Below are 24,392 nucleotides of genomic sequence, written 5' to 3' on the forward strand. Positions count from 1 at the left end.
TCTTCTCCTATAGTATAGGATAAGAGTTTACTAAATAAGATCTTAAATCACTATTTTTTAGTTTTTCATAAAGGATGTTTATTTTCATAACTATAATTATTTAAGCTTTGATTAATAATATATGCTAATCCATCTTCTTGATTACTCATAGTAGTGATTTCAGCAACTTCCTTAATATGTTCTGCTGCATTACCCATAGCTACGCTAATACCTGCCCATCGCAACATCTCAATATCGTTATCGCTATCTCCAATTGCCATGACATTTTCTTTTGAAAAAGGATATTTTTTAGAATAGTTTTTTAATATATATTCTATTCCTGTTTTTTTTGATACCCCTAGGGGGATTACTTCGATAAAATTCAATTGTGATCTTTGAATGTTTAAACGGTCTTTAAATTTTTCTTTAAGCCAGTCATAACTCTCTAATAGCTGCTTTTCATCATTTGAGAGCAATCCTACCTTATTAGGTCCATTATGAGAACCTGGCCAATTTTTAATAATAGACTCAAAAAAAGGTATTACTTCTATTAGAAATCCTACAGAGAAAATTTCTCTCTCAATTGCTGGGGTAATTTTCTGAGTAATCCATCTATCTTGTGAGTAATAGATAGCTGAAAGTGGTAGAGATTCGAGAGCTTCTTTTAAATCAATTACTAAAGATAAGGGAATTCTTTCTTCTTTAAGAATTTGATTATTTATTAAATCAATAATATAAGTGCCATTCATACAAATAGCTGGTGTATCAAGTAATAGGGTTTTATGATAAAATCTAGTATCTCTTGCAGAACGCCCTGTGGCAAGAAATACAGGAATATATCTTTTTATAGCTTTTATAGCTTCCTGATTTTTATGCGAAATAGTATGATCAGGTTTAAGCAGAGTACCGTCGATATCAATAAATATAGCTTGTATCATAAAGGTTATGTAATAGTAAAGATATTAAATCAGAGGAAAAAATTAGTGGCCCTTTTCTTTTTTTCTAATGATTAATTTTTTAAGTGTATCTATTGAAATATCAATGCACTCCTCAAAGCTTTGTCCATATTTGTTTACTACTAAATCATCTCCGGGTACCAAAAGACGAATTTCAACTATTTTATTTTTTTTATATCATGAAATATCTAGCATATATACTTATCTTCTAATAATATATTATAAGCCCACGTTGTACATTATACATTTAAAATTATAGCATTCTTAAGAATAAACTGATCTCTATAGTTTTTTGAAAAAACGCTTTACTATAGGTATCTAAAGCTACATATATATCCTATCTCCCTCTATCTCTCCATTTTATAGTGGAGTTAATCTTGCGTAAGGGATATTAGACTTTTTTTAATTTTTTAAAGAATAAGTGATAATCCTTAATTTGGGATTTTCCCATGTATATAGATCAAATAAGTTACACTTTGATAATTAAGACTCAACTAAAAAAGAACGTATATCATTTTTATCCGTTTTTTATATTTTTTTTCTTCTCTAAGTTCTAATAAAATAGCTATTAATAAAATTCTAAGTTTATCCCCCCTAGATTAAGGATCATTATTTTAAGGGAAAATAGTATCTAGTCTTCATCTCTAGAGGAAAGTTGGGCTTTATGGATAGCTTTTAAGATTTCCTCCCTTCTTTTTATCGAAGGTTTTGTATAGTATTGTAACTTTCTAAATTCTTTAACAAGACGCGTCTGGTCACATTTTCTTTTATAGCGTTTAAGCGCTCTCTCTATAGATTCCCCTTCTTTAACATTGACAACTAGCATAGTACTTTAAGATGAACTTTATATAAAATTTTACCATTCCAATAGTCGTAAATTTACGTATTTTTCACTTTATAAATAAATTTATTGTTAATAAAATATTTAGTAATATAAAGAAAAAATATATATAAATATTAGGCTATTCTTGCGTATAGTCTTAAGTATCTTCTGAAGATTCTAGTGAAGTTATTTTTAATTGTTAGGTTTGTAAAGATATCTGTAGAGAGGGAATAATATTATTTATGCTAAGCTTAGCTTAAACGGGATATTTGAAAAATTTAATACTAATCATAGATATTTGATTCTAATTAAGAATAAAAAAACAAGTATTAAACTTAATAAAACGCCTCGAACAAAAAAAGACCTTTTAAATGGTGAAAATAAATACAAAAACATACCTATTATTTTAATATTTTATGAACTTGTGTATATATTTTTTTTATTTGCTTTCTGAAATAAACTAACCAGATAATGAAAGATTTATTTAGGAAAAAGACGATAGATCAAATACATCAAGATATTTCTTTATGTGATAAAGAAAACAAGGGAGTGTATAAAACTTTAGCTGTCAAAGATTTAACTTTTATGGGTATAGGCGCTCTTATTGGAGCTGGTATCTTTAGCACTATAGGACAAGCTCTTTATAACGGAGGTCCAGGAGTTATATTTCTTTTTATAATTTCAGCGGTTACTTGTGGCCTTACCGCTTTATGTTATGCTGAATTCGCTTCACGGTTCCCTGTATCAGGTAGTGCTTATACATATTCTTATATCGCTTTTGGAGAGTTAGCAGCATGGATTATTGGTTGGGCTCTAATACTTGAATATGCTATTGGAAATATTGTTGTATCTATTTCCTGGAGCGGTTATTTTGATAACCTTTTACAAGGAGTAGGAGTTATATTGCCTCGTTGGATGGTTATCGATTATCATACTGCTTACCAACTCTATAAAAACACGCTTAGTGCTGGAAAGCCAACTGTGGATTTAGCTTGGAGTATAGCACCAAAACTTTTTAATACAAAAATCCTTTTCAACTTACCTGCTTTTATTGTTGTACTACTTGTAAGTCGACTGACTTATACGGGAATACGCGAGAGTAAGCGTATCAATAACGTTATGGTTTACATAAAGTTAACCGTTTTATTTTTAATCATCGTGATAGGATTGTTTAATATTGATAATCATAATTATGTGCCTTTTTTCCCAACCGGTTTTTCAGGAGCATTTAAGGGTATATCAGCTGTTTTTTTTGCCTACATAGGTTTCGATGCAATTTCTACTACTGCTGAAGAATGCAAAAATCCTCAACGTGATATGCCTAGAAGTATGGGATATGCTTTGCTTATTACAACTCTTATTTACGTTTCTGTCACTATTGTAGTAACAGGTATGGTTAATTACAAGGAATTTAAAGGGATAACGGATCCTTTAGCTTTTATATTTGACCGTATCCATTTAAGTTATATATCTCGTATAGTGGCTTTTAGCGCCATTATAGCTTCTTTAAGTGTATTAGTAGTCTTTCAGATTGCACAGCCTCGGATATGGTTAACTATGTCTAGGGATGGCTTGCTCCCTAAGCAATTTTCCCGAATTCATCCTAAGTATAAAACTCCCTCTTTTGCAACTCTTGTATCGGGCCTTATTGTAGCTATTCCAGCATTAATTGTAGAGCCATCTCTTATGGTTCATTTAATTAGTATAGGGACTCTTTTTGCCTTTCTGCTAGTATGTTCCGGTATAATGTATTTACCAAGAGATCAAGGTGGTAAGGGCTTTCGCATTCCCTATATTAACGGGCGTTTTATCATTCCTATAATTTTTATTTTATCCGTTTATTTTTCTAGAAACTTTTTTATAAAGATGCTGTCTTTTGATATGGATAATTTTAAAGATATTCTTTATTTGGTATTCTTTTTGTTTTTTGCTTGGTTTACTTTTTTGACTTATAATAGAGATTATTCTCTAATCCCTGTCATGGGAGCTCTATCTTGTTTATACTTGATGATAGAAATTCCATTATCAGGATGGATCGCTTTTTTTATATGGATGTCCATAGGGCTGATAATATATTTTATTTTTGGCCGATTTAATAGTCATTTGCGAAAAAAAAAACTTTCTGAGTAGTTGTTATTAAATTTTAATCTCGATTAATATTATATATATATCATAAAGCTTTTTATTTGGATATATTAGCCAATACTTGAATAATCTGTTTACACTTATCCTTCTTTTTAAGAAAAAATTTGTAAGTATTTTATGCAAAAGACTTTTTAAACTATATTTTTTTGTTTAAACTTATTTGTATTAGTTATGCCTTTTTTCTAATCATTAGAATTTACAGTAGGGTTATATCCTCTGAATTCTTTTGGAAGAAGAAGAAACATAAAATATTTAAAGAAGGAGATGTAATAGTTATTTATAAAAATAAATCTGATAAAAAAACTTCAAATATAAAGGCTGAAACTATACATTTTGAGGAGATTAAAGAAGATAAATGAGATATGCGTTTTAAATTCGTAATTTCTCTTATTTCTATAGCTATCTATTCTTTTTGTTATAACTTATTATATTTACTTTGCTTTATTATTTTTAGAAAAGGGAAGAATATATTATCTCGATAATATCTAGTAATGGATATTTTTTCTTTTTATATTTATACTATGCAGAGGAATAGATACTATTTGTAGTAATAGCTTATTTTAAGCCTATACTTTACTTTTTTTTTTAGAAAAAAAAGTAAATATTATTAGAATTTATCAATATAATTAGTAAGCTTCATGTAAAATTATAATCCCTTATAAAGGGAGTTTTCCCTAAAAAGAGTCATTAATACATGACCTTAAATTATAAGGTTATTTTCTAAAATTATAAATACTATAATATTAACTTCAATTCATCATAAGATTTGAAAGACCACCTATTAAAAGGCTACAAAAGCGCGGTTTACTCCCCCTATTGAAATATATACAGCTGTGCATTGTAGTTTATTAATGCTATACAATCATTATATTTTGTTATATAGTTCTACTTTTTTTAAAGTATTCCCTATTCATAGGATTATAATTGTGATCATATTTTTTCATATATCTAATAATACGGAATAGTGATTATCTACTACAATTAAAATATCTAAATTTTTATTTATTATACAATAAAAAATCTATTTATATTAACTGAGTATATAAAGTCAAATATTACTTTTTTTTAGTAAAAATCGAAAAGGGGAAAATTTTGATTATGACTATAACTATCTCTTAGATAGAGATAATTATAATAACTTGAACAAATTGTTAATTTCTTTCCCACTGACCCTTTTATTACCTCAAACTGTACCTTAAAAGCGAAAAACGTAATTCTCTAATAGTATATAAGTTAGTATAAAGTTTGCTATTTTTTTAGCGCCCCCTATAGATTTGCATATATTTAAATCTATTTCTATATTGTAGAGATTATAACTCTTATAACTATACTTAGCATAAGTGATATCCTATTAAGATAAAATGTTTTTATTATGAAGAAAGTGTAACACCATACTAAAGTTGCTTTTAAATAGCTTGCTGTTATGAATATGTATAAAGTAAATATTATAAAATGGCAATAAAAATTACTGATGAATGTATAAATTGCGGAGCTTGTGAGCCTGAATGTCCAAATAATGCTATTTATGAAGGTGCTTCTATATGGCGGTTTTCAGAGGGTACAAATTTAAAAGGATGTTTTACTTCCCAATTAGGCTTTATTACTGAAGCTTCCGCTGATCAAGTCCCTATACAGGATGATTTTTATTTTATCGTCACGGAAAAGTGCACTGAATGTGTTGGATTTTACGATGAACCTCAATGTGCTTCAGTTTGTCCTGTAGATTGTTGTGTACCTGATGAAAACCATATGGAGAGTAAAGATAAATTGCTAGAAAAGAAATTTTTTTTACATGATTAATAATTAATTATCTTATTGTATTTTAGTATTCTGGAAAAGAAAGAGTATTCAAATTTTAAAAAGGAATTAAAAAATTGGGAAGATTGGGTAACCCCTTATGCCTTACCTGATCAACATAAGGCATTTATACAAATTTTAAACACTTTTTTACCTTTTATAGCCATATTTGTTTTAATGTGTTTTACCTATTACTACTCGCTTATGCTTACTATGGTTTTAGCTTTATTGAATGGGTTAATTATGGTAAGAATTTTTATTATTTGGATTTATTTGTACTTTATTTAGCTCTATTCCTTTTAAATATTGGGCACGCACACATAATTACCATCATGTACATAATGCTCAACTTGATTCTAGAGATATTGGAGATATCACTATATTTACCGTTCATGAATATAAGTCTTTAAGTTTTTTAAAAAAATGGCGTTATAGGATCTATCGATCTTTACCAGTAATGTTTTTTTTAGGTCCTATTTATTATATTTTTATACATAATCGATTCCCTTTCATTAATGTGAAAGGTTGGGGAAAAGAAAAGAGATCTATAATATTATGTAATATCTACCTTTTAATTTTTTATATATTTTTAGGTGCTATCATAGGTTATGTAAAACTTATCATACTATATATTCCTATAATAATTACTTTTGCGATAGTAGCTATTTGGGTATTTTATATTCAACATCAGCATAACCCCATTCTATAAAGAATGGAAGTCTGATTGGGATTTTCTTATAGCAGCTATAAAGGGCCGCTCTTATTATAATCTCTCCAAGTTTGGGCACTGGATTACAGGGAATATAGGGTATCATCATACTCATCATTTAGCTCCTAAAATACCATTTTATAGTCTTTCAAGATGTCAGCACCATAATCCTATTTTTAATAAATATGTAACTACTCTAAATTTCTAGAGTAGCTTTAAATGTGTTTTTCATAAACTTTGGGATGAGCAAGACCAACGTATGATCTTTTTCAGAGATTATTATCGATATTATACATGAATTAAGTTTCATATCATCTATAAAAATAAGTAGACAAACGTATTATCAATTATATAAAAAAATTAAGATTGTATAAATCATGAATTTAACTGAAATATTTTTAACTCTTAAGCCTCTATATAAATAGCATTAAAGTATCATCAGTTTAAAATATCAAGAGATAAAAAAAATTTATTTTTAGCTGTTCTTTATAATCGCAAGTATCTATAAAATATCCTATTTTGTATAAAAATCTTAGAGATAAATGATATCAAAGTAAAAACGATAAGGTTAGTAAAAACTAATGCATATGAGTTAATTTAAACTACTTCTATATAGAAGATAACAAGCTGCATTTTATTAAAATAAGTAAATTACTTTACGGTATTAACATAACGTCCTCCTTATTTTTAAACACAAAAAAACTCTAAAAATTTGCATTTTTTTAGTGAGATAATTTAAATGTTTTTTTAACATAAAAGTTAATGATTTACACAACGTATTAGCTTATATATAAAAGTTATAAAATAATATATAAATTTTATTAGTCAAGTTATTTATATTCAATCATACTTAAAAAAATCCTTATTATAAGGATTACTTAATAAAAATTTAATTCTATGATAGAAGTAAAAATAGCCACTGACTGGAGAGTTAACCTCTCAGATGAATTTAAAGAACTATATTTTATAGAGCTTGTTGAATTCGTGCGTAAAGAGTATAAACTAACTATTTGTTATCCTAAGGGAGGAGAAATATTCTCTTGTTTTAATCATTGCTCTTTTGAGCAGACGAAAGTAGTAATCCTAGGACAAGATCCTTATCATGGTCCTAATCAAGCCGATGGTCTTTGCTTTTCTGTCCGTAAAGGAATTCTTTTCCCGCCTTCTTTACGAAATATATTTAAAGAAATTCATGATGATTTGGGTAAGCTTTATCCTAAAAATGGGAACTTGAGTCGTTGGGCTCAACAGGGAGTTCTTTTATTAAATTCTATCCTTACTGTTCGAGCTTCTAGAGCGGGATCCCATCAAAATAAAGGTTGGGAAATTTTTACTGATAAAGTTGTAAAAAAACTTTCAAAAGAGAAAAAGGATTTAGTCTTTCTTTTATGGGGAGCTTATGCCCAAAAAAAAGGCAAATTTATAGATCGTAATCGTCATCTCGTTCTTTCAACAACACATCCTTCTCCTTTTTCTGCACATAAGGGTTTTTTCGGATCACGTCACTTTAGCAAGGCAAATGCTTTTTTAATAGGAAAAAATATTTTACCAATAGATTGGTAATGAATTCTCTTTATAAAAAATAAAGCGCTATATTTTATTCTTTTTTTTATTCGTTTCCATAATATTTTTTAAAATTCTATAATTTTTTGCATATTTACACTGTGTTTTTTTTAATTTCTGTTAAAAATATTTCCTAAAAATTTAAATTAATGAGAAAGAATCAGTGGTTGTTTTTCGGGTTCGTTGCTATATTATTTTATACCATTGTTCACTTTTTGAAAAATAAATTAGGTCTTGAATCATTTAAACTCTCAATTTTTAGATGGGTAATACTATTCATTTTTATTATTCATACGTTAAATAAAAAAAATCTTACCAACTGGATTCTTATCTCTATGGTTATTGGAGTTGAAGTGGGACTGGATTTTCCTAAATTAGCGGTGGATTTAAGATTTCTCTCTAAAATATTTTTAAAACTTATTAGTTCCATTGTAGCTCCTATTCTATTTTCTACTTTAGTTGTTGGGATAGCTGGCCATGCTAATATCCGTCAGCTTGGGAGAATAGGTTGGAAATCTATACTTTACTTTGAAATAGTAACTACTATAGCTTTGATTATCGGATTAGCGGCGATCAATATTTCAAAAGCAGGTGTAGGGATCACTCCGCCTATACAAATGCCTGATCCTTTACCCCAAGTGGAACCTCAAAATTGGCAAGAGATTATTCTACACGTTTTCCCTGAAAATTTTGTAAAATCTATTTATCATGGAGATACTCTAGCTATAGTGGTTTTTTCAATACTTTTTAGTATAGCACTGGCGATGCTCAACAAGGAGAATCGTCAACCCTTACTAGATTTTATGGAAAGTTTATCTGCTACTATGTTTAAATTTACTCGACTAATCATGTATTTCGCTCCTATAGGGGTATTTTCAGCTATTGCCTATACAGTAGGGCATATGGGCTTAGAGGTTCTTTATAATCTTTTTAAACTTTTAATAACTTTATATGTAGCTTTATTCTTCTTTTTATTGTTAGTTTTACTACCTATACTGCTTTATATAAAGGTGCCCATAAAAGCTTTTATCAAAGCTCTTTCTGAGCCAGTATCTTTAGCTTTTGCCACAACCACTTCTGAGGCTGCTCTACCTATTATTATGGAGAACTTTGAAAAGTTAGGAGTTCCCCGTAAAATTATAGCTTTTGTCGTTCCTACAGGCTATAGTTTTAATTTAGATGGGACTACCTTATATCTTTCTTTAGCTTCTATTTTCGTGGCCCAGGCTGCTGGAATTGAACTTAGCATTGCTCATCAGATCTTTATATGCTTAACACTTATTCTTACAAGTAAGGGTGTAGCAGGTGTCCCTAGAGCTTCTATGGTAATTTTACTCGGAACTGCTAATTCTTTTGGGTTACCAATTTGGCCTATAATAGCCATTGTCGGTATTGATGAACTTATGGACATGGCGCGTACTACTGTAAATGTTATAGGTAATGCTCTAGCTAGTTGTGTTATTGCCCGATGGGAAGGAGAATTTGATGATCAGAAAGCTCTCAATTACCTTAAAGAAGGTTAATTCCCATTTTTAGAGTTTAAGTTAGCCTTTTACTATATACAACTATAAGATTTAAAAGTTCTGTTAAAATATTATAACCCTCATTACTATCCAAGACATACATCCTGTAGATATAGCTTTCTTATAATCTCCCCCTCCATTTTTTTTGAAGAATAATAATATATATGTAATTTTTTACCAAGGGATATAGATTTTCTCAACTACTTTTTTTTTCTTAAAATGTTTCTTATTTATTTATTATCCTCTGATAAACTAAATTATCAAATTTCTTTAATTAATCTTGAAGACTTTTATTTTTCCTTGTAGGAAGTTTTATCATTATTATACTATGAGATACCTTATTAAGGGTTAAATTAATCTACGGATGATATAGGATTCAAAAAATATATCAGATGGTAGGCCGAAGGAATAGCTTAAAAAAATGTTTTTTTAAGCTATTTTCGCATATTAACATAGGAGGATAAAAGTGGAACTTTGGAAAAAAGATTTTGATATCAGTAAAGAAATTGAAAAGTTTACTGTAGGTAATGATCGTGAGTTAGACTTACTTTTAGCTCCTCATGATGTTATAGGCACCATAGCACATATCTATATGCTTGAAAGCATAGAGTTATTGAAAAAAAATGAATTAAAAACTTTAGTTAATGAACTTAGAAAAATTCATAGAGAGATTATCATAGGTCATTTTTATATCGAAGATACTGTAGAAGATATTCACTCACAAATAGAGATTATCTTAACGAGACGTCTTGGAGAAATAGGCAAAAAAATACATAGTGGACGTTCGCGTAATGATCAAGTGTTGCTTGATTTAAGGCTTTTTATGAGAAAAGAAATCCAGAACATAGTTAATTATGTTTATAGACTTTTTAATACTCTAATAAAACTTAGCGAGTGCTATAAGAAAATTCTTATTCCAGGTTATACTCATTATCAGGTAGCTATGCCTTCTTCTTTCGGGCTTTGGTTCGCTGCTTATGCTGAAAGCCTTGCAGATGATTTATTAATATTACATGGGGCTTATCGTGTAATTAATAAAAATCCCTTAGGATCAGCTGCTGGTTATGGTTCTTCATTCCCTTTAAATCGCAGTATGACCACAAAATTGCTTGGTTTTGAAGATTTAAACTATAATGTTGTCTATGCTCAGATGAGTCGTGGCAAAAGCGAAAGGTTAGTAGCAAATGCTCTAGCTTCATTAGCCTCTACCTTAGCCAGATTCTCTCAAGATATATGTTTATATACAAGTCAAAATTTTGGCTTTGTTTCTTTCCCTGATCAACTTACTACTGGATCAAGTATTATGCCTCATAAAAAAAATCCTGATGTTTTCGAACTTCTTCGTGCTCGTTGTAATAAGATAAACGCTCTCCCTAATGAAATTACCATGATTATTACTAATTTACCTTCAGGGTATCATCGTGATTTCCAGCTTATTAAGGAGTGTTTTTTGCCCGTTTTCAGACAACTAAAAGATGCTTTAGATATTACTAGTTATATGCTTAAGCATATCATTATTAATGATGAAGTAATAAATGATGATAAGTACCGCTATGTTTTTAGTGTGGAGCTAGTCAATACCTATGTACGAAAAGGTATGTCTTTTCGAGAAGCCTATAAAAAGGTTAGCATTGATATTAAAGAGAACCGTTTTTACCCTTTAAAAAAAATATCGCACACCCATGAAGGTAGTATAGGGAATCTCTGTAATGAACAAATTCAGGAAGTGATGAAAAATACACTTAATTCTTTTAATTTTGAAAAAATAGAGAAAGCTGAACGTGGATTACTAGAAGAGCAATAAAAATCTATCTTTTGATAGATTTTTATTGCAGCTATAAAAAAATGTTTTAAAAAGCATATAATATTAAGAATTATTATACTAATAGATTAGATAAAAAAGGTCATTAAAAGTAAATAATGCTTATACATGTCTCGTATAGATTATATTTATCACTTTCCTCCCACTAGTATTTATATGGAGATATGATATGTAAATATATCAGGATTTTCTCGTCTCATTTTAATATGATATTTTTTCTAAATAAGAAAAGATAGATAATACATTTTGTTTTTTTATTAAACGTAACTTTTCTATAATCTCGTATTTATAAACACGTTTTTGTTTATTACAACTTTTTATTGTACATTTTAGATCTTTTTATCTATTTTTTTTATCAAAAAATACTTAGCTATAAGTATATTTATTTTTAGAGATTTTTATAATTAAGATTGTGAACTTTACAATTCACAAATCAAGGTTAATTGGTCTCTCTCTATCATATTGATAATCTATTAAATTAGCGTTCTATCTATAATAGAAATATAAGTTATGTATTAATCTTAATAGAACCTAAAAATAATAATAAATTATCCCTTTACAGATTTTATTTTATCTATTCTCTAGGATCTAGAGAAGCTTTAATTTTCATACTGATAACAACCTTACTTTTTATGTGATTTTTTAACTTAATATTTATATTTTTTATTTTCCCAATTATGATGTACTAAGTTTATTATTTAAATAAATATATCCTTTTTTAAGGCAAGACTATAATTTTTATCTATATAAATCTATCTAAAATAGATAATTATCAATTTAAAAGTAATCAAAATTTTAAGAAATTTATGTTAAAATTATTAGACCTATCTATTTTATTTAATAGTCATGTAAATAATATTTACAATGACTATTAATTGTTACTAGCTGATAAGCTAGTATTTATATACTTATATTAAGTAATGTATACTTTTAGTAAAAAAAAAATCGTAAATTAGTAAGATTAGATAATTTGCTATTTGAGTTATTCTTATTTGAACCCTATATATGGCATACATCCCTTGATAGAGGCCATAGAATCAGGTAAAACCTTTAATAAAATTTTCCTTCAAAAGGGGTTGCAAGGTGAGAATTATAAGATTCTATATGAACTTTTCAAAAAATATCGCCTTCCTTTTCAAAGCGTTCCTTTCGAAAAACTTAATCGGCTTATACGGAAGAATCACCAAGGAGTAGTTGCTTTTATATCTCCTGTTGATTTTCATTCACTTGAAGATATTATTCCCAAGATTTATGAAGAAGGCAAGACGCCTTTAATACTTGTACTTGATAGGATTACCGATGTCCGAAACTTTGGGGCTATTGTTCGTACTGCTGAGTGTGCAGGAGTTAATGCAGTTATTATACCTGCAAGAGGATCTGCTCCTATAAATGCTGATGCGATCAAAACCTCTGCTGGGGCTTTTTTTAGGGTACCTATCTGCAGAGAAAATAATTTACCGAAAAGCTTACGTTTTTTGAAAAATTCAGGTATACGGCTTATAGCCGCTACTGAAAAAACTAAAACTATTTTTTATAAGTCTGAACTTTCAGGGCCCTTAGCAGTATTACTAGGCAATGAAGAAAAAGGCATTTCATATTCTTGTTTAGTTCTTGCTGATGAAAAGCTAAAATTGCCTGTATTTGGAGAGATTAGTTCGTTAAATGTATCTGTTGCCTGTGGAGCATTGCTTTATGAAATCTTACGTCAGCGATCAATATCATAAAAAACTTAATGGCAAGTTTTTAATATCCTTCGTGAGGATAATCTTAAAGAAAAGATAATTTATTATTCTTATATTTTATTTTTTTAGTATTCATATGAGTTTTATCCAAAGCGTTTTTTAAAATATTTTTAATGGTCTAAATATACATTCATATAAAAATTTATTTTTTACAATATAAAATATATTGTAATTAGCTTAATAGTTATATTAATAGAAGATTTCTCTATTTTTTATCTCTCTTTAAGAGAAGAAAAATATAAAAATCAGTTTTTATCTAGCTGTTAGAATTAGATATGTTTAATAAGGACATAGATCATATTTTTTCAAGTTATTATTTTTTAATAAAATCACGAGATTATTACTAAACAAATACTAATATTTATTATTTAATCTATTTTTTGATTTAAAAAAAGTAAAATTCTTATCAAAGAGGCATATATAGGAGATTATAGATAAAAAAATATTACTTATTTAGCCAATTCGATATATTTTTAAGTTAATATTATTAGGTTTTTCTTAGGCTATTTATATGATTAAATAGCCTAAAAGTTAACTTAGGCATTTAAGTGTATGTTTAAAGGTTTCTTAAAAAGAGTGTTTATTATCTTATCATAATAAAATTATTAATTAAGGTTACCTTTTCTATTTAAAACAACCTAAATTTTATTTAGGTAGGTATTTTCGATTAATTTTAATAAATTATTTTACTGTTCATAAATAAAGATTTATGTTTATACATCTTAGTATTTTATTTACTAATACTACCTAAGATCATAATGTACTTTTTTTATCAAAAAAATGTTACTAGAAATAGTTTTTATTTATAAAATAAAAATAGTAGTATAAATCTTTATATAGTATAATTAAATTTTATTACTAAGTGTTAGTGAATATGCAAAAAAATATATTAACTATAATGCTATGTTATCATTAATTTTCACTAAAATAAACGGGTTTTTATGGGGAAAAAGATACTTTTGAGCTAAAATATAGTTCTATTAAGCCTTCTTATCCTACCCTCCTCCTCCAACTTCCTCTCTACCTATGGCAGATAAAAGATTTTTTTTACTCGACGCATATGCCCTGATTTTTAGAGGATACTACGCTCTTATTAAAAATCCCATTATTAATTCCAAGGGAATTAATACATCAGCCATTTTGACATTCACTAATTTTCTTTTAGATCTGATATTAAAAGAACGACCTACGCATATAGCTGTAGTTTTTGATGTAGGCCCAAGCATTAGAAAAAAGGAATATCCTCAATATAAAGCTAATAGGAAAGAAACTCCTGATGCTATTCGTATATCAATCCCTTATATTCACGATATTTTAAAAGCCTTTAATATTCCCATTCTTTGGGCTGAAGGATATGAAGCAGATGATGTTATAGGAACGCTAGTCCAAAAAGCTCAGGATAATGCTTACATTACCTATATAGTTACTTTTGATAAAGATTTTGCACAACTTGTAACCGATAATATAAAAATATACAAACCCGCATCTAGAGGAAATTCTGTAGAGATTATTGGAGTTCACGAAGTTTGTCAACGTTTTGAGGTCCATAATCCAAGACAAGTAATAGATATTCTAGGTATGATGGGTGATGCGGCAGATAATATCCCTGGATTACCTGGTATAGGAGAGAAGACTGCTAAAAAGTTTATTAAAAAATATGGGAACTTAGAGAATTTACTCGCTCATAGTAAAGAACTTAGTGGCAAGATAAGAGAACAGATAGAAGAAAATAAAGAATTAGGCCTAATCTCTAAAAAATTAGCAACTATAATAACCAATGTACCAATAGAATGGGATGAACAAAAGTTGTTGATATCTATTCCAGATATGAATAATGTTAAAAGAATTTTCGAAAATCTCGAATTTATAAAATTACTTGATAAGGTTTATAGCATTTTTTTCAAAGGTTTTTTATCAAAAATTAATAGGTTCTCTTTAAAAGAGTCCTTAATGGGCCAACAAACCCTAATTTTTGATCATATTCCTAAAAAACAGGTATATTATCCTAATCAGATTGATAATTTAACTCCTATCTATCAACTTATAGATACTCAAACTGCCTATAAAATATTATCCAAAGAACTTTTAAAACAAAAAACGGTAGTTTTCAATATCGAAACTACTACTGGATTTGACGCTTTCAATAGAGATATTATAGGCATAGCATTTAGTTATGAAAAAGGCACGAGTTATTATATGAGCTTTTTAGAAAATTTTGATCAAACTTTTGGTATTCTAAAAATATTTAATCCTTTCTTTGAAGATGGACGAATTTTGAAAGTAGGGTATAATCTTGAATATAATCTTAAAGTACTTTCTAAGTATGGACTTTTTCCTAAAGGGCCTTTTTATGATATAATAATTGCCTATTGTCTTATTAATCCTAATATATCTTATAGTATAAACAAACTCTATGTTAATTTTTTAAAATACAAAAAAGATCTCTTTCTTGAGAAATTTATATGTGAGGGGAACGGATATCAATTAAGTATTCTTGATGCAGAATTAACTTTGGAGACTAAACCTGACATTATTCTTCAAATTAAAGACATTTTAGATTCCAAACTTGCTAGTTATAGATTAAAAGAATTTTTCCATAAAATGGAAATGCCCTTGATGTCTATTTTAGCTACTATGGGAATAAAAGGATTTTATTTAAATAAGTCTGTTTTGATTTCTATCTCTAAAGAGCTTGAAAAAGATTTAAAATCTATTGAACAAAAAATTTATCAAATTGCTGACGAAATTTTTAATATTAATTCATCTAGACAGCTTGGAAAAATACTTTTTGAGAAGCTAAAAATAGCTAATCAATTTAAAAAAACCAAAACTAGACAATATACTCTTTCAGACGATATTTTAACAAAAATAGTTCATGAACATATTATAATAAATGATATTTTAGAATATAGAACACTTCAAAAACTTAAATATACTTTTATTAATGTGTTTTCTAAGAAAATTAATGATAAAAGTGGTCGAAATTCACATTAGTTTAAAACAAACTATTACTACAATAGGCCGTTTGAGTTCTATTGATCCGAATCCATATAATATCCCTATGCGCAATATATGTGGATAGCAAGTGCGAAAATCTTTTGTGCCTTGTGACAAAAATTATTTTATTTTATCAGCTAACTATTCGCAAATAGAATTACGCATTATCGTTGAATTAAGTAGTGATCAGTAAATGAAAGAGGTTTTCCTAAGAAAAAAGGATATTCATGTTTATACAGCCTCTAAAATATTTAATATATCTTTTATAATCCCATTACACGTAAGCAGCTAAGTCAAGCTAAAACAGCCAATTTTGGAATTATTTACGGGGTATCAGCTTTTAGTTTTAACAAGAAAAGTGATCTTTCTTGTTCAGAAGCTGAAAAGCTCGTTGAATTTTGTTATAATATATACCTAATACTTAAAAGCTTATATATCTGATCAGCTTATAAGAGCTCGTAATCTTGGTTTTGTGAAACCCATTTTAGGACGTTATTTTTATCTCCTCGATATCAATTCATCTAATAGTGTAATACGCAAATATGCTGAACATAATGCCATTAATATACCTATACAGCAAAGTGCAGCTGATATTATTAAATTATCTATGATTCATATAGATAAAAGTTTTAAAGAAAAAAATCTACAGAGTAAAATGATTTTTCAAGTACATGATGAACTAGTATTTGATGTGCTAAAATAAATGAGGTCGATGTTGTTAGAAAACTCGTGCTCACACATATGCAAATAGCAATAAAAACCTATATTCCTTTAATAATGGAGATAAGGATAGGACGTAACTGGTTAGAAGCTTGTCTATATGAAAATTAGTTTTTTTTTTTGTACAAATTTCGACTCATGATGTATTCCCATACGCTAATAGGTAGAAATGGCCGAACGTTTTTATCTTCTTTAATAGCTAAGCGTATAAAAGAAGCTGATATCTCTATAAGAGGCGCTGTTATATAATTGGTAGCTTTTAAATTTCTATATCTAGAACCATGAAAAGGGAAACGTGGATATATATAAGGTTTATATTGTTTACATAGAGTATCCGATTCCTTCCATTTAGGAAAATCTCTAATAAGATCTTCTCCCATAATTAATCTAAAATGCTCTTTTGGGTATTTATCTTTTAGTAAATTAAGTGTATCTATGGTATAGGAAGGTCGAGGTAGTTTAAATTCTATAGTTGATATCTCCATATTTTCATAATCCTCAATAGCGAGCTGAGTCATAAATAATCGCTTTTCTCCTTCTAAGAGATTCAACGGATCTTTAAGTGGATTATGAGGTGATACAATAAACCAGATTTTTTGTATAGAGGTATATTCGAGTATATGATTAGCTACAATAATATGTCCTATATGGGGAGGATTAAATGAACCAAAAAATAGACCTATTTCCATACCTTATAAGAATTCTTTTTTATAATGTTTAATATGCTCATTTAATGATAGATCAACTCGCATAAATTGATAATTCAAATCTTTTCATACTTTTTTATTAGAGTAATAAATTATAGCTATTTGGGAAATATATCACCATATTATTTAATAAAAGATTTTTGTGGCGACTAAAATAAAGCTGATAAGCGGTTTAATCTATAAATCTTACGTAGCTTTGTCTCGCTAATTAATAGTGGAAAAGAGTATTCTAGATCCTTTCGGATTTTTGAAATAACATATTTATTAGATTTATTTTCATCGATAACAATATAACTTTGGTTTATAAATATATTCTTCATAAGTCCTATACAGCATTTTATAAGATACCTGACATCTACGTATGCATTTGATCCTTTCATATAAAAAGATTCTATATTTTGAACCTCTTTAAAGAGTCTTCCGATATAGCTTTCTTTCCCAAAAGAAAAAAGGCTAGAATCACGTCTGGATAGATAATAACTGCCTTTAATCCCTTGAATAGCCCTCCATACTTCTATTTCACCCAGATATTTTGAATGAGTATAAACAGAGGCTTCTGTATGATTTTGAAAATAGGATTTTTCGGTGATATGTCGCCCTTCCTTCCCTCCAAGAGTAGCTATGGCTGCTTATATGGCAAAATTTGTCTATACCAACTTTAATAGATGCATTTACCAGAGCAGATGTATTGATCAACATTGATGCGCACAAGTTTTTTCCTCCTTACTATTAAAATTTACTATTTCAGCTGTATAATATATCTTAGCTACTCCTTTCAAAGTCTCATCTAGACTGTATATATTAAGAATATCTGTCTCTATTTATTCTATTTTATTAAACAACGTTTTAGATTTTCCATACTGATAGTAATCAAATAATCGATAAATGTTATCGCAACTACTATTTTTTCTTCTCAAGACAAGTATTGACTGATTCTCTTGTAGAAGAGACAGTAGTAGATGAGTTCCTAATAATCCTGTTGCACTAGTCACTAAAGTTTTTTTTCATAAATTATCAACTAACACATTAAGTATTCTTCTTAAGAAAAGATCCCCATCCTTGATAAGGAGATTTATGTAAATTTTTTATTGTAGTCTTATTTAAATGGTAGCAAACCGCCGCGGCTAGTCCATCGCTAGCATCTAAATGGATAGAGGGGAGCTTTTGGATACCTAATAAACAACTTAACATACTAGCTACTTGTTCTTTTGAAGCATTCCCATTCCCAGTTATAGACATCTTAATCTTTCGAGGTGAGTATTCGTATACTAGTAATTCCTTATAGAGACCAGCTACCATTGCTGCCCCTTGAGCGCGTCCGAGCTTAAGCATAGATTGTACGTTCTTGCCAAGAAAAGGAGCTTCTATTGCTAATATATCCGGAAGGAACTCATCAATTAGGGCAATAGATTTTTCGAATATTTTCTTCAGTCGTAAGTTGTGAGAATGCGTTTTATTTAAAATTAGCTTATCCATAGTTATGAATTCTATGTCTGATGCTTTGCTTTTAATTATACCAAATCCCATAATGTTTGTACCTGGATCTATTCCGAGTACAATACTTTTTTGAACTTGGTTTTTTTTTCTCGAGATTATTTCCATAGGCATTTTATCAAAAATATATTGAGTTTTCTTTTAAAAGGTAACCTTAAGATTATGAACAAAATTCTATTATTAAGAATTATCAATAATATATTATTTATATCTTAAATTTAAGATTATAAAAAAATGGCTACTGGTATTTCGTTAAATACAAAATTTAAGATCATATTTTTTCTTATGATTTTAAAGAAGGTATAGTAAAAATCAAAAGTTTTTTGATTTTTACTAGCCTATTCTGGAAAGTTTAGAGATCCTATTAATATGTATTATTATACGATAGTTATTAATGATAATCACCCAGTCCGATATTCTGAAATAGGAATAAGTTAAAGTGATAATATTTTAAGCATTCATAATTAGGTTCAGGAAAGTTATTCAACTATAATAAAATAAAAAAACCCAATTAAATTAAAATTATTACATGGATTAGATAAACTAATCCAGAGATAATCTTAAAATCATTTAGAAATGATTTTCAGTATGCTCTGGCAAAGAGCACGCGTTGTAAAGAGGGCTTCCCCGAATATACGCATACTCCTTTTTCTTTAATGGGAATTAATGGTATACATCGTATTGTAGCTTTAGTTTCTTGTTTTATTTTCCTTTCTGTTTCAACTGAACCGTCCCAATGTGCTGAGAGGAATCCACCTTTTTCATTTATAATTTTCTTAAAATCTTCGTATCCATTTACATAGGTAATGTACGCTTTTCCCCGTTCTAGAGCTTTTTGATAAATATTTTTCTGAATGTCCTCTAATAATTTAGGGATTTGATTTTCTAAATCTTTTTGCAAAACCAATCGTTTTTCCATCAGATCTCTTCTAAAGAGTTCCGTTTGGTTTTTTTCAAGATCTCTTGGTCCTATTGTAATGCGCAATGGTATGCCTTTCATTTCATATTCGTTGAATTTCCATCCCGGAGTTTGATGTTCTTCATTATCATATTTTACAAGGATATTTTTAGCTTCAAGAGAAGATTTTATTGCTATAGCAACTTCGTTAATAGCTCTGTGTTGCTGTTGATTTTTATAAACAGGGATAATCACTACTTGAATAGGAGCAAGTTTAGGGGGCAATACTAGGCCGTGATCATCTGAATGAGTCATTATTAATGCTCCTATTAAACGAGTAGAACATCCCCATGAAGTAGCCCATACATATTCTTGTTCACCTAATTTATTGATAAATTTCACATCAAAAGCCTTAGCAAAATTTTGTCCTAAAAAATGAGAAGTACCCATCTGTAGTGCTTTGCCATCTTGCATTATTGCTTCAATGCAGAAGGTTTCTTTCGCTCCTGCAAAGCGCTCACTTAGACTTTTAGTCCCCTTAATAACGGGGATGGCCATGAAGTTTTCTGCGAAATGGGCGTATATCTCTAGCATTCTTTCTGCCTCATATATAGCATCTTCTTTACTCTCATGAGCAGTATGTCCTTCTTGCCAAAGAAATTCAGAGGTACGTAGAAACGGGCGAGTACGCATTTCCCAACGCACTACATTTGCCCATTGATTAAGCAACAATGGAAGATCTCGATAAGATTTAATCCACTTTCGGTAACTCTCCCATATGATCGTTTCTGAGGTTGGACGTATGATTAATTCTTCTTCAAGTTGAGCATGTGGATCTACAACTAAATCTTTAACATTAGAAGAACTTTTTAACCGATAATGAGTTACTATAGCACATTCTTTAGCAAATTCTTTTATGTGTTTAGCTTCTTTCGAGAGATAGGATTTTGGGATAAAAAGGGGGAAGTAAACATTTTGATGGCCTGTGGCTTTAAACATTTTATCAAGGATTACCTGTATTTTTTCCCATATAGAAAATCCATAAGGTTTAATAATCATACATCCTCTCACACCAGAGTTCTCAGCTAAATCTGATTTCATTACCAATTCGTTATACCATTTAGAATAATCCTTTTTTCGTGGAGTAAGTGAAGCCATAATTTTTTTTTGCGATGATTATGAAATAAAAAAAATAATTTATGTGAAAAAAATCATAATACCCCTTATTTTATCCCCCTTTTGAAGAGTATAAAATAATTTTTATGGTATTCCCTTAATAAGGGATTGAGTGGCTTGTGATTTTTTTTTTTAAAAAAAAGTAAAAATATATAACTTTTGTTAAAGGTAAATTTTTAGTAAAGTCGATATTAAAAATATCAAGTTGTAAATATATAAAAGTATAGTAAAAAATTTTTCCAATATAGAAAAACAAAGAATATTACGGCATTTAATAAAAATATCCCCCCCCCTAAAGAAGGGATATATTTTACCTGTTTTAAACAAATAGGTATACTTTATTATATGATAATATTGCCTCGATTTAGTACTCAGATTAAAGATATATAGGCAGAGATTAATACTTTTTCTATTACTACTAACTAGTTATAACATCATTAATTTATATAAAGAGATGATTAAAAGTTAAATTAATTACATAGCTCCTTACTAGAAGTAATTAAATATAATATTAAATAATAAGATCCTGTGAAAAGTATTATAAATAAAATCATGTTTTTAAGAAGTCATTTTTTTATAGAAAAATCAGTAGCTAATAGCTCTTATATTATAGTATAAACAAAGGATTAAATAATATGATTTTTCTATAAAAAAGATTTCCGATAATAATTATTATTCTATTTAGCTTGAATTTCACTTTATTTTAGCTTTGATAAAGATATTTATTATCAATAATTCAAATATTTTTTTTCTATAAGAAAAAAAATATATTATTTATACTCCTAATTAATAGGAGTATAAGATGATCTTACCTAAGATTTAGGTTCTTTTTCTATAAGAAATACTTTCTTCTTTTGAGTTTATTAGATTCTATAAAAACTTTATTTTTTTTACATTTCTTTAACTATTGCTTATAGTCTTACTATATTCTTATACACCGTTATAAAATTATTTTCTAAAATCTATATAATAAAATTATTATAAAATATTAGAATTTAAGATTTATTAATTTAATATTAGATATTAATACGCTTTAAATAAAAAAAAAATATACACTATAAATACGTTTTTAATTACTTGAAAATGAATACCAATATAATATAGACTCCCTATTAAGCAGAGTAGGAAAGTATGTTATGTAAATTGGTATTTTCTTTATGAATATATATTTACTCCAAGTATAATCCTTAAAATCTCTTATAAATTTATAATAAACTTATAACTCTAGGGGCCTTAACTAATAGATTTATTTAAAGGATCTTAACCCCCTTAGTAAGACTACTGGTTAATTTTATAAGGATAATAAATAACCTCAATACTCTGAAAATTTTAACATTACTTGCAAAGTAAGATATACTTTATCTTTGCTTAAGAGGCATGAGAATATATAAATTTTATTTTAAATGATTAAAATCCCTGCTAAGACTCCACTTGAGCAAATTGGAAAGGTTTATCTTATTAAATATTTAACTCAAAACTTGCCTTGTAGACATCTATCTACCATAAAGGCTGTAGGAGACGATTCAGCTGTTTTAGAATTCTATAATCAACAGATATTAGTTTCAACTGATATATTACTAGAGGGTATCCATTTTAATTTAGCATATGTCCCATTAAAACATTTAGGATATAAATCTGTAGTAGTTAGTCTAAGTGATATTTACGCTATGAATGCTAGACCTACACAAATTACCCTATCATTAGCTCTATCTAACAAATTCTATTTAGAATCTCTAGAAGAATTTTATATGGGCGTTAAGCAAGCTTGTAAGTACTATGAAGTAGATCTCGTAGGAGGGGATACCTCTTCCTCTCGCATGGGGATGATGATTTCTGTAACGGCCTTAGGAACAGTTAATAAAAAAGATGTTGTTTTTCGCAAAGGTGCTCGGTCAAATGATCTTTTAGTAGTATCAGGTGATCTAGGCGCTGCCTATATGGGATTGCAAGTTCTTGAGCGTGAATACGAAGTTTTTAAAGTTAATCCTAATATGCAGCCAAAGCTTAAAGGCTATGATTATCTTATAGAACGTCAGCTTAAACCCGAAGCAAAAAAAGAAATTTTTGATTTGCTTAGATCCCTTAATATTATACCTACTTCTATGATTGATATATCCGATGGACTAGCTTCGGAGGTTCTTCATCTTTGTGATCAGAGTGAACTGGGTTGTAGAATTTTAGAAGATATGATCCCTATAAATTCTCAAACTATTTTATCCTGTAAAGAATTTAAAATACATCCTACTTTAGCTGCATTAAGTGGTGGAGAAGATTATGAATTACTTTTTACGATAGCTCTAAAAGATTATGAAAAAATTAAAAAGGAACCTTTATTAAAAATTATAGGACATATGACTCCTTTAGGAGAAGGCGCACAAATATTAACCCAAGAGGGGACATTAATGCCTATTACTGCACAAGGTTGGGATGCTTTTTTTAAAAAACCATGTTCAAAAAATTGATATAATCAAATTTTTGAACATTTACTTTTCTCTCATGAAGAGATTATAAAATAGGATTTTATTATCTTGTAATAATATGTTATACTTAACTTAAGTATACTACATATATGTGCTAAACCCAATATAAAAATATCGTGAGAATATTTATAAATATTTTACTTAACATTCTCTAATATTCAGTATTATATCTAGTTATGTTACTAGAGCTTTTTTAGTCAAATCAGAAATTATTATTTTTATCCTATAAAAAAAATATGACGATAGTTTGAGTTGTTTATGTTTTTAAGGAGAATACATTTTACCTAAAAAATCCCTATATCGGGATAAAACCAACTTTTAAATTAAACTTTAATACTTATTAATAATTTTGGTAGAATTTTGTGGAGCTGGCGGGAGTCGAACCCGCGTCCATACAAGTAATGAGTAAGCTTTCTACATACTTATCTCTTCATTATTTTTCAAACATCTACTGAAAGAAGAGCACTTCTATAGATGATTATCTTCTTAATAATTTCGGATAGTTTTAGAAGAATTAACTTTCCTAACCTTTCTTTTACGGTACCTCTTGATCAGACGCCGATAGGTAAGGCTTCTGAGAGATATCTCACCTCGACATCTAATGTCGACATGGCTTAATCCTTACTAAACTTTAGTATTAAGCAGCAAGAGCATAGCTTTCGTTGCCGTTTATTATTATTGTGATGCTAGATTTACGTGTTTACCTCACATGGCACGATATGCTTACTTTACCTATTAATCTTGCTGTCAATTCCTTTTCAGCCCCTTAAATTAATAATAGCACAAAGTAAATAAATTTAGTTCTTATTATGAAATAATTGAATATTTATACTAATTTGCTCGGTTTCTCCTGTAAGGAAA

Annotated in this window: 19 protein-coding genes and 1 other RNA gene; 12 read left to right on the plus strand and 8 right to left on the minus strand. The window is 28.5% G+C overall.

Annotation, left to right across the window (positions count from 1 at the left end; genetic code table 11):
• Positions 1 to 65 precede the first annotated feature (65 nt).
• The 3 genes from ACUBP5_RS01465 to rpsU all read right to left on the minus strand — a co-directional run bounded on the left by ACUBP5_RS01465 (position 66) and on the right by rpsU (position 1,761).
• On the minus strand, positions 66 to 917 hold the full coding sequence (locus ACUBP5_RS01465) for an HAD family hydrolase (protein ID WP_482168533.1): 852 nt from the start codon (positions 915 to 917) through the stop codon (positions 66 to 68).
• A 42-nt stretch (positions 918 to 959) separates the two neighbouring features.
• Positions 960 to 1,079, minus strand: a complete 120-nt coding sequence (locus tag ACUBP5_RS01470) for a hypothetical protein (protein WP_482168534.1) — start codon at positions 1,077 to 1,079, stop codon at positions 960 to 962.
• A gap of 487 nt (positions 1,080 to 1,566) precedes the next feature.
• On the minus strand, positions 1,567 to 1,761 hold the full coding sequence (gene rpsU, locus ACUBP5_RS01475; RefSeq protein ID WP_482168535.1) for a 30S ribosomal protein S21: 195 nt from the start codon (positions 1,759 to 1,761) through the stop codon (positions 1,567 to 1,569).
• Positions 1,762 to 2,229: 468 nt separating this feature from the next.
• On the opposite strand from rpsU, the gene ACUBP5_RS01480 reads away from it, so the two are divergent.
• From ACUBP5_RS01480 to ACUBP5_RS01525, 10 genes are all read left to right on the plus strand, one after another.
• On the plus strand, positions 2,230 to 3,888 hold the full coding sequence (locus ACUBP5_RS01480) for an amino acid permease (protein ID WP_482168536.1): 1,659 nt from the start codon (positions 2,230 to 2,232) through the stop codon (positions 3,886 to 3,888).
• Between the two features lie 1,467 nt (positions 3,889 to 5,355).
• Positions 5,356 to 5,703, plus strand: coding sequence for a 4Fe-4S binding protein (locus tag ACUBP5_RS01485; RefSeq protein ID WP_482168537.1), 348 nt, complete (start codon positions 5,356 to 5,358; stop codon positions 5,701 to 5,703).
• Between the two features lie 15 nt (positions 5,704 to 5,718).
• Positions 5,719 to 5,988: a hypothetical protein gene (locus ACUBP5_RS01490; protein WP_482168538.1), complete on the plus strand. Its 270-nt coding sequence runs from the start codon at positions 5,719 to 5,721 to the stop codon at positions 5,986 to 5,988.
• Between the two features lie 4 nt (positions 5,989 to 5,992).
• On the plus strand, positions 5,993 to 6,409 hold the full coding sequence (locus tag ACUBP5_RS01495) for a fatty acid desaturase (protein WP_482168603.1): 417 nt from the start codon (positions 5,993 to 5,995) through the stop codon (positions 6,407 to 6,409).
• A gap of 94 nt (positions 6,410 to 6,503) precedes the next feature.
• A complete protein-coding gene (locus tag ACUBP5_RS01500; protein ID WP_482168604.1) occupies positions 6,504 to 6,617 on the plus strand; it encodes a hypothetical protein in 114 nt (37 codons plus the stop codon).
• A gap of 692 nt (positions 6,618 to 7,309) precedes the next feature.
• Positions 7,310 to 7,972: a uracil-DNA glycosylase gene (gene ung / locus ACUBP5_RS01505; RefSeq protein ID WP_482168605.1), complete on the plus strand. Its 663-nt coding sequence runs from the start codon at positions 7,310 to 7,312 to the stop codon at positions 7,970 to 7,972.
• 149 nt (positions 7,973 to 8,121) lie between these two features.
• Entirely contained in the window at positions 8,122 to 9,495 is a 1,374-nt protein-coding gene (locus ACUBP5_RS01510; RefSeq protein ID WP_482168539.1) for a dicarboxylate/amino acid:cation symporter, read from the plus strand.
• A 466-nt stretch (positions 9,496 to 9,961) separates the two neighbouring features.
• Entirely contained in the window at positions 9,962 to 11,299 is a 1,338-nt protein-coding gene (gene argH / locus ACUBP5_RS01515; protein WP_482168540.1) for an argininosuccinate lyase, read from the plus strand.
• A gap of 995 nt (positions 11,300 to 12,294) precedes the next feature.
• Positions 12,295 to 13,041, plus strand: coding sequence for a 23S rRNA (guanosine(2251)-2'-O)-methyltransferase RlmB (rlmB, locus tag ACUBP5_RS01520; protein WP_482168541.1), 747 nt, complete (start codon positions 12,295 to 12,297; stop codon positions 13,039 to 13,041).
• A 1,044-nt stretch (positions 13,042 to 14,085) separates the two neighbouring features.
• Complete coding sequence (locus tag ACUBP5_RS01525; protein ID WP_482168542.1) at positions 14,086 to 16,053, plus strand: DNA polymerase; 1,968 nt, start codon at positions 14,086 to 14,088, stop codon at positions 16,051 to 16,053.
• Here ACUBP5_RS01525 and ACUBP5_RS01530 read toward each other — a convergent pair.
• Positions 16,045 to 16,173, minus strand: coding sequence for a hypothetical protein (locus ACUBP5_RS01530; protein WP_482168543.1), 129 nt, complete (start codon positions 16,171 to 16,173; stop codon positions 16,045 to 16,047). The genes ACUBP5_RS01525 and ACUBP5_RS01530 overlap by 9 nt on opposite strands.
• Positions 16,174 to 16,528: 355 nt before the next feature.
• On the opposite strand from ACUBP5_RS01530, the gene ACUBP5_RS01535 reads away from it, so the two are divergent.
• Entirely contained in the window at positions 16,529 to 16,759 is a 231-nt protein-coding gene (locus ACUBP5_RS01535) for a DNA polymerase (protein WP_482168544.1), read from the plus strand.
• A gap of 124 nt (positions 16,760 to 16,883) precedes the next feature.
• On the opposite strand, the gene nadD is transcribed toward ACUBP5_RS01535, so the two are convergent.
• The 3 genes from nadD to proS form a co-directional block, all read right to left on the minus strand.
• Complete coding sequence (gene nadD, locus ACUBP5_RS01540) at positions 16,884 to 17,465, minus strand: nicotinate (nicotinamide) nucleotide adenylyltransferase (RefSeq protein ID WP_482168545.1); 582 nt, start codon at positions 17,463 to 17,465, stop codon at positions 16,884 to 16,886.
• Positions 17,466 to 18,509: 1,044 nt separating this feature from the next.
• Entirely contained in the window at positions 18,510 to 19,085 is a 576-nt protein-coding gene (gene ruvC, locus ACUBP5_RS01545) for a crossover junction endodeoxyribonuclease RuvC (RefSeq protein WP_482168546.1), read from the minus strand.
• 475 nt (positions 19,086 to 19,560) lie between these two features.
• Positions 19,561 to 21,036: a proline--tRNA ligase gene (gene proS, locus ACUBP5_RS01550; protein ID WP_482168606.1), complete on the minus strand. Its 1,476-nt coding sequence runs from the start codon at positions 21,034 to 21,036 to the stop codon at positions 19,561 to 19,563.
• A 1,418-nt stretch (positions 21,037 to 22,454) separates the two neighbouring features.
• On the opposite strand from proS, the gene thiL reads away from it, so the two are divergent.
• On the plus strand, positions 22,455 to 23,513 hold the full coding sequence (thiL, locus tag ACUBP5_RS01555) for a thiamine-phosphate kinase (RefSeq protein ID WP_482168547.1): 1,059 nt from the start codon (positions 22,455 to 22,457) through the stop codon (positions 23,511 to 23,513).
• A gap of 378 nt (positions 23,514 to 23,891) precedes the next feature.
• On the opposite strand, the gene ssrA is transcribed toward thiL, so the two are convergent.
• Positions 23,892 to 24,297: a transfer-messenger RNA gene (gene ssrA, locus ACUBP5_RS01560) on the minus strand.
• Between the last annotated feature and the right edge of the window lie 95 nt (positions 24,298 to 24,392).

This window comes from Candidatus Insignibacter tubulum (assembly GCF_056790205.1).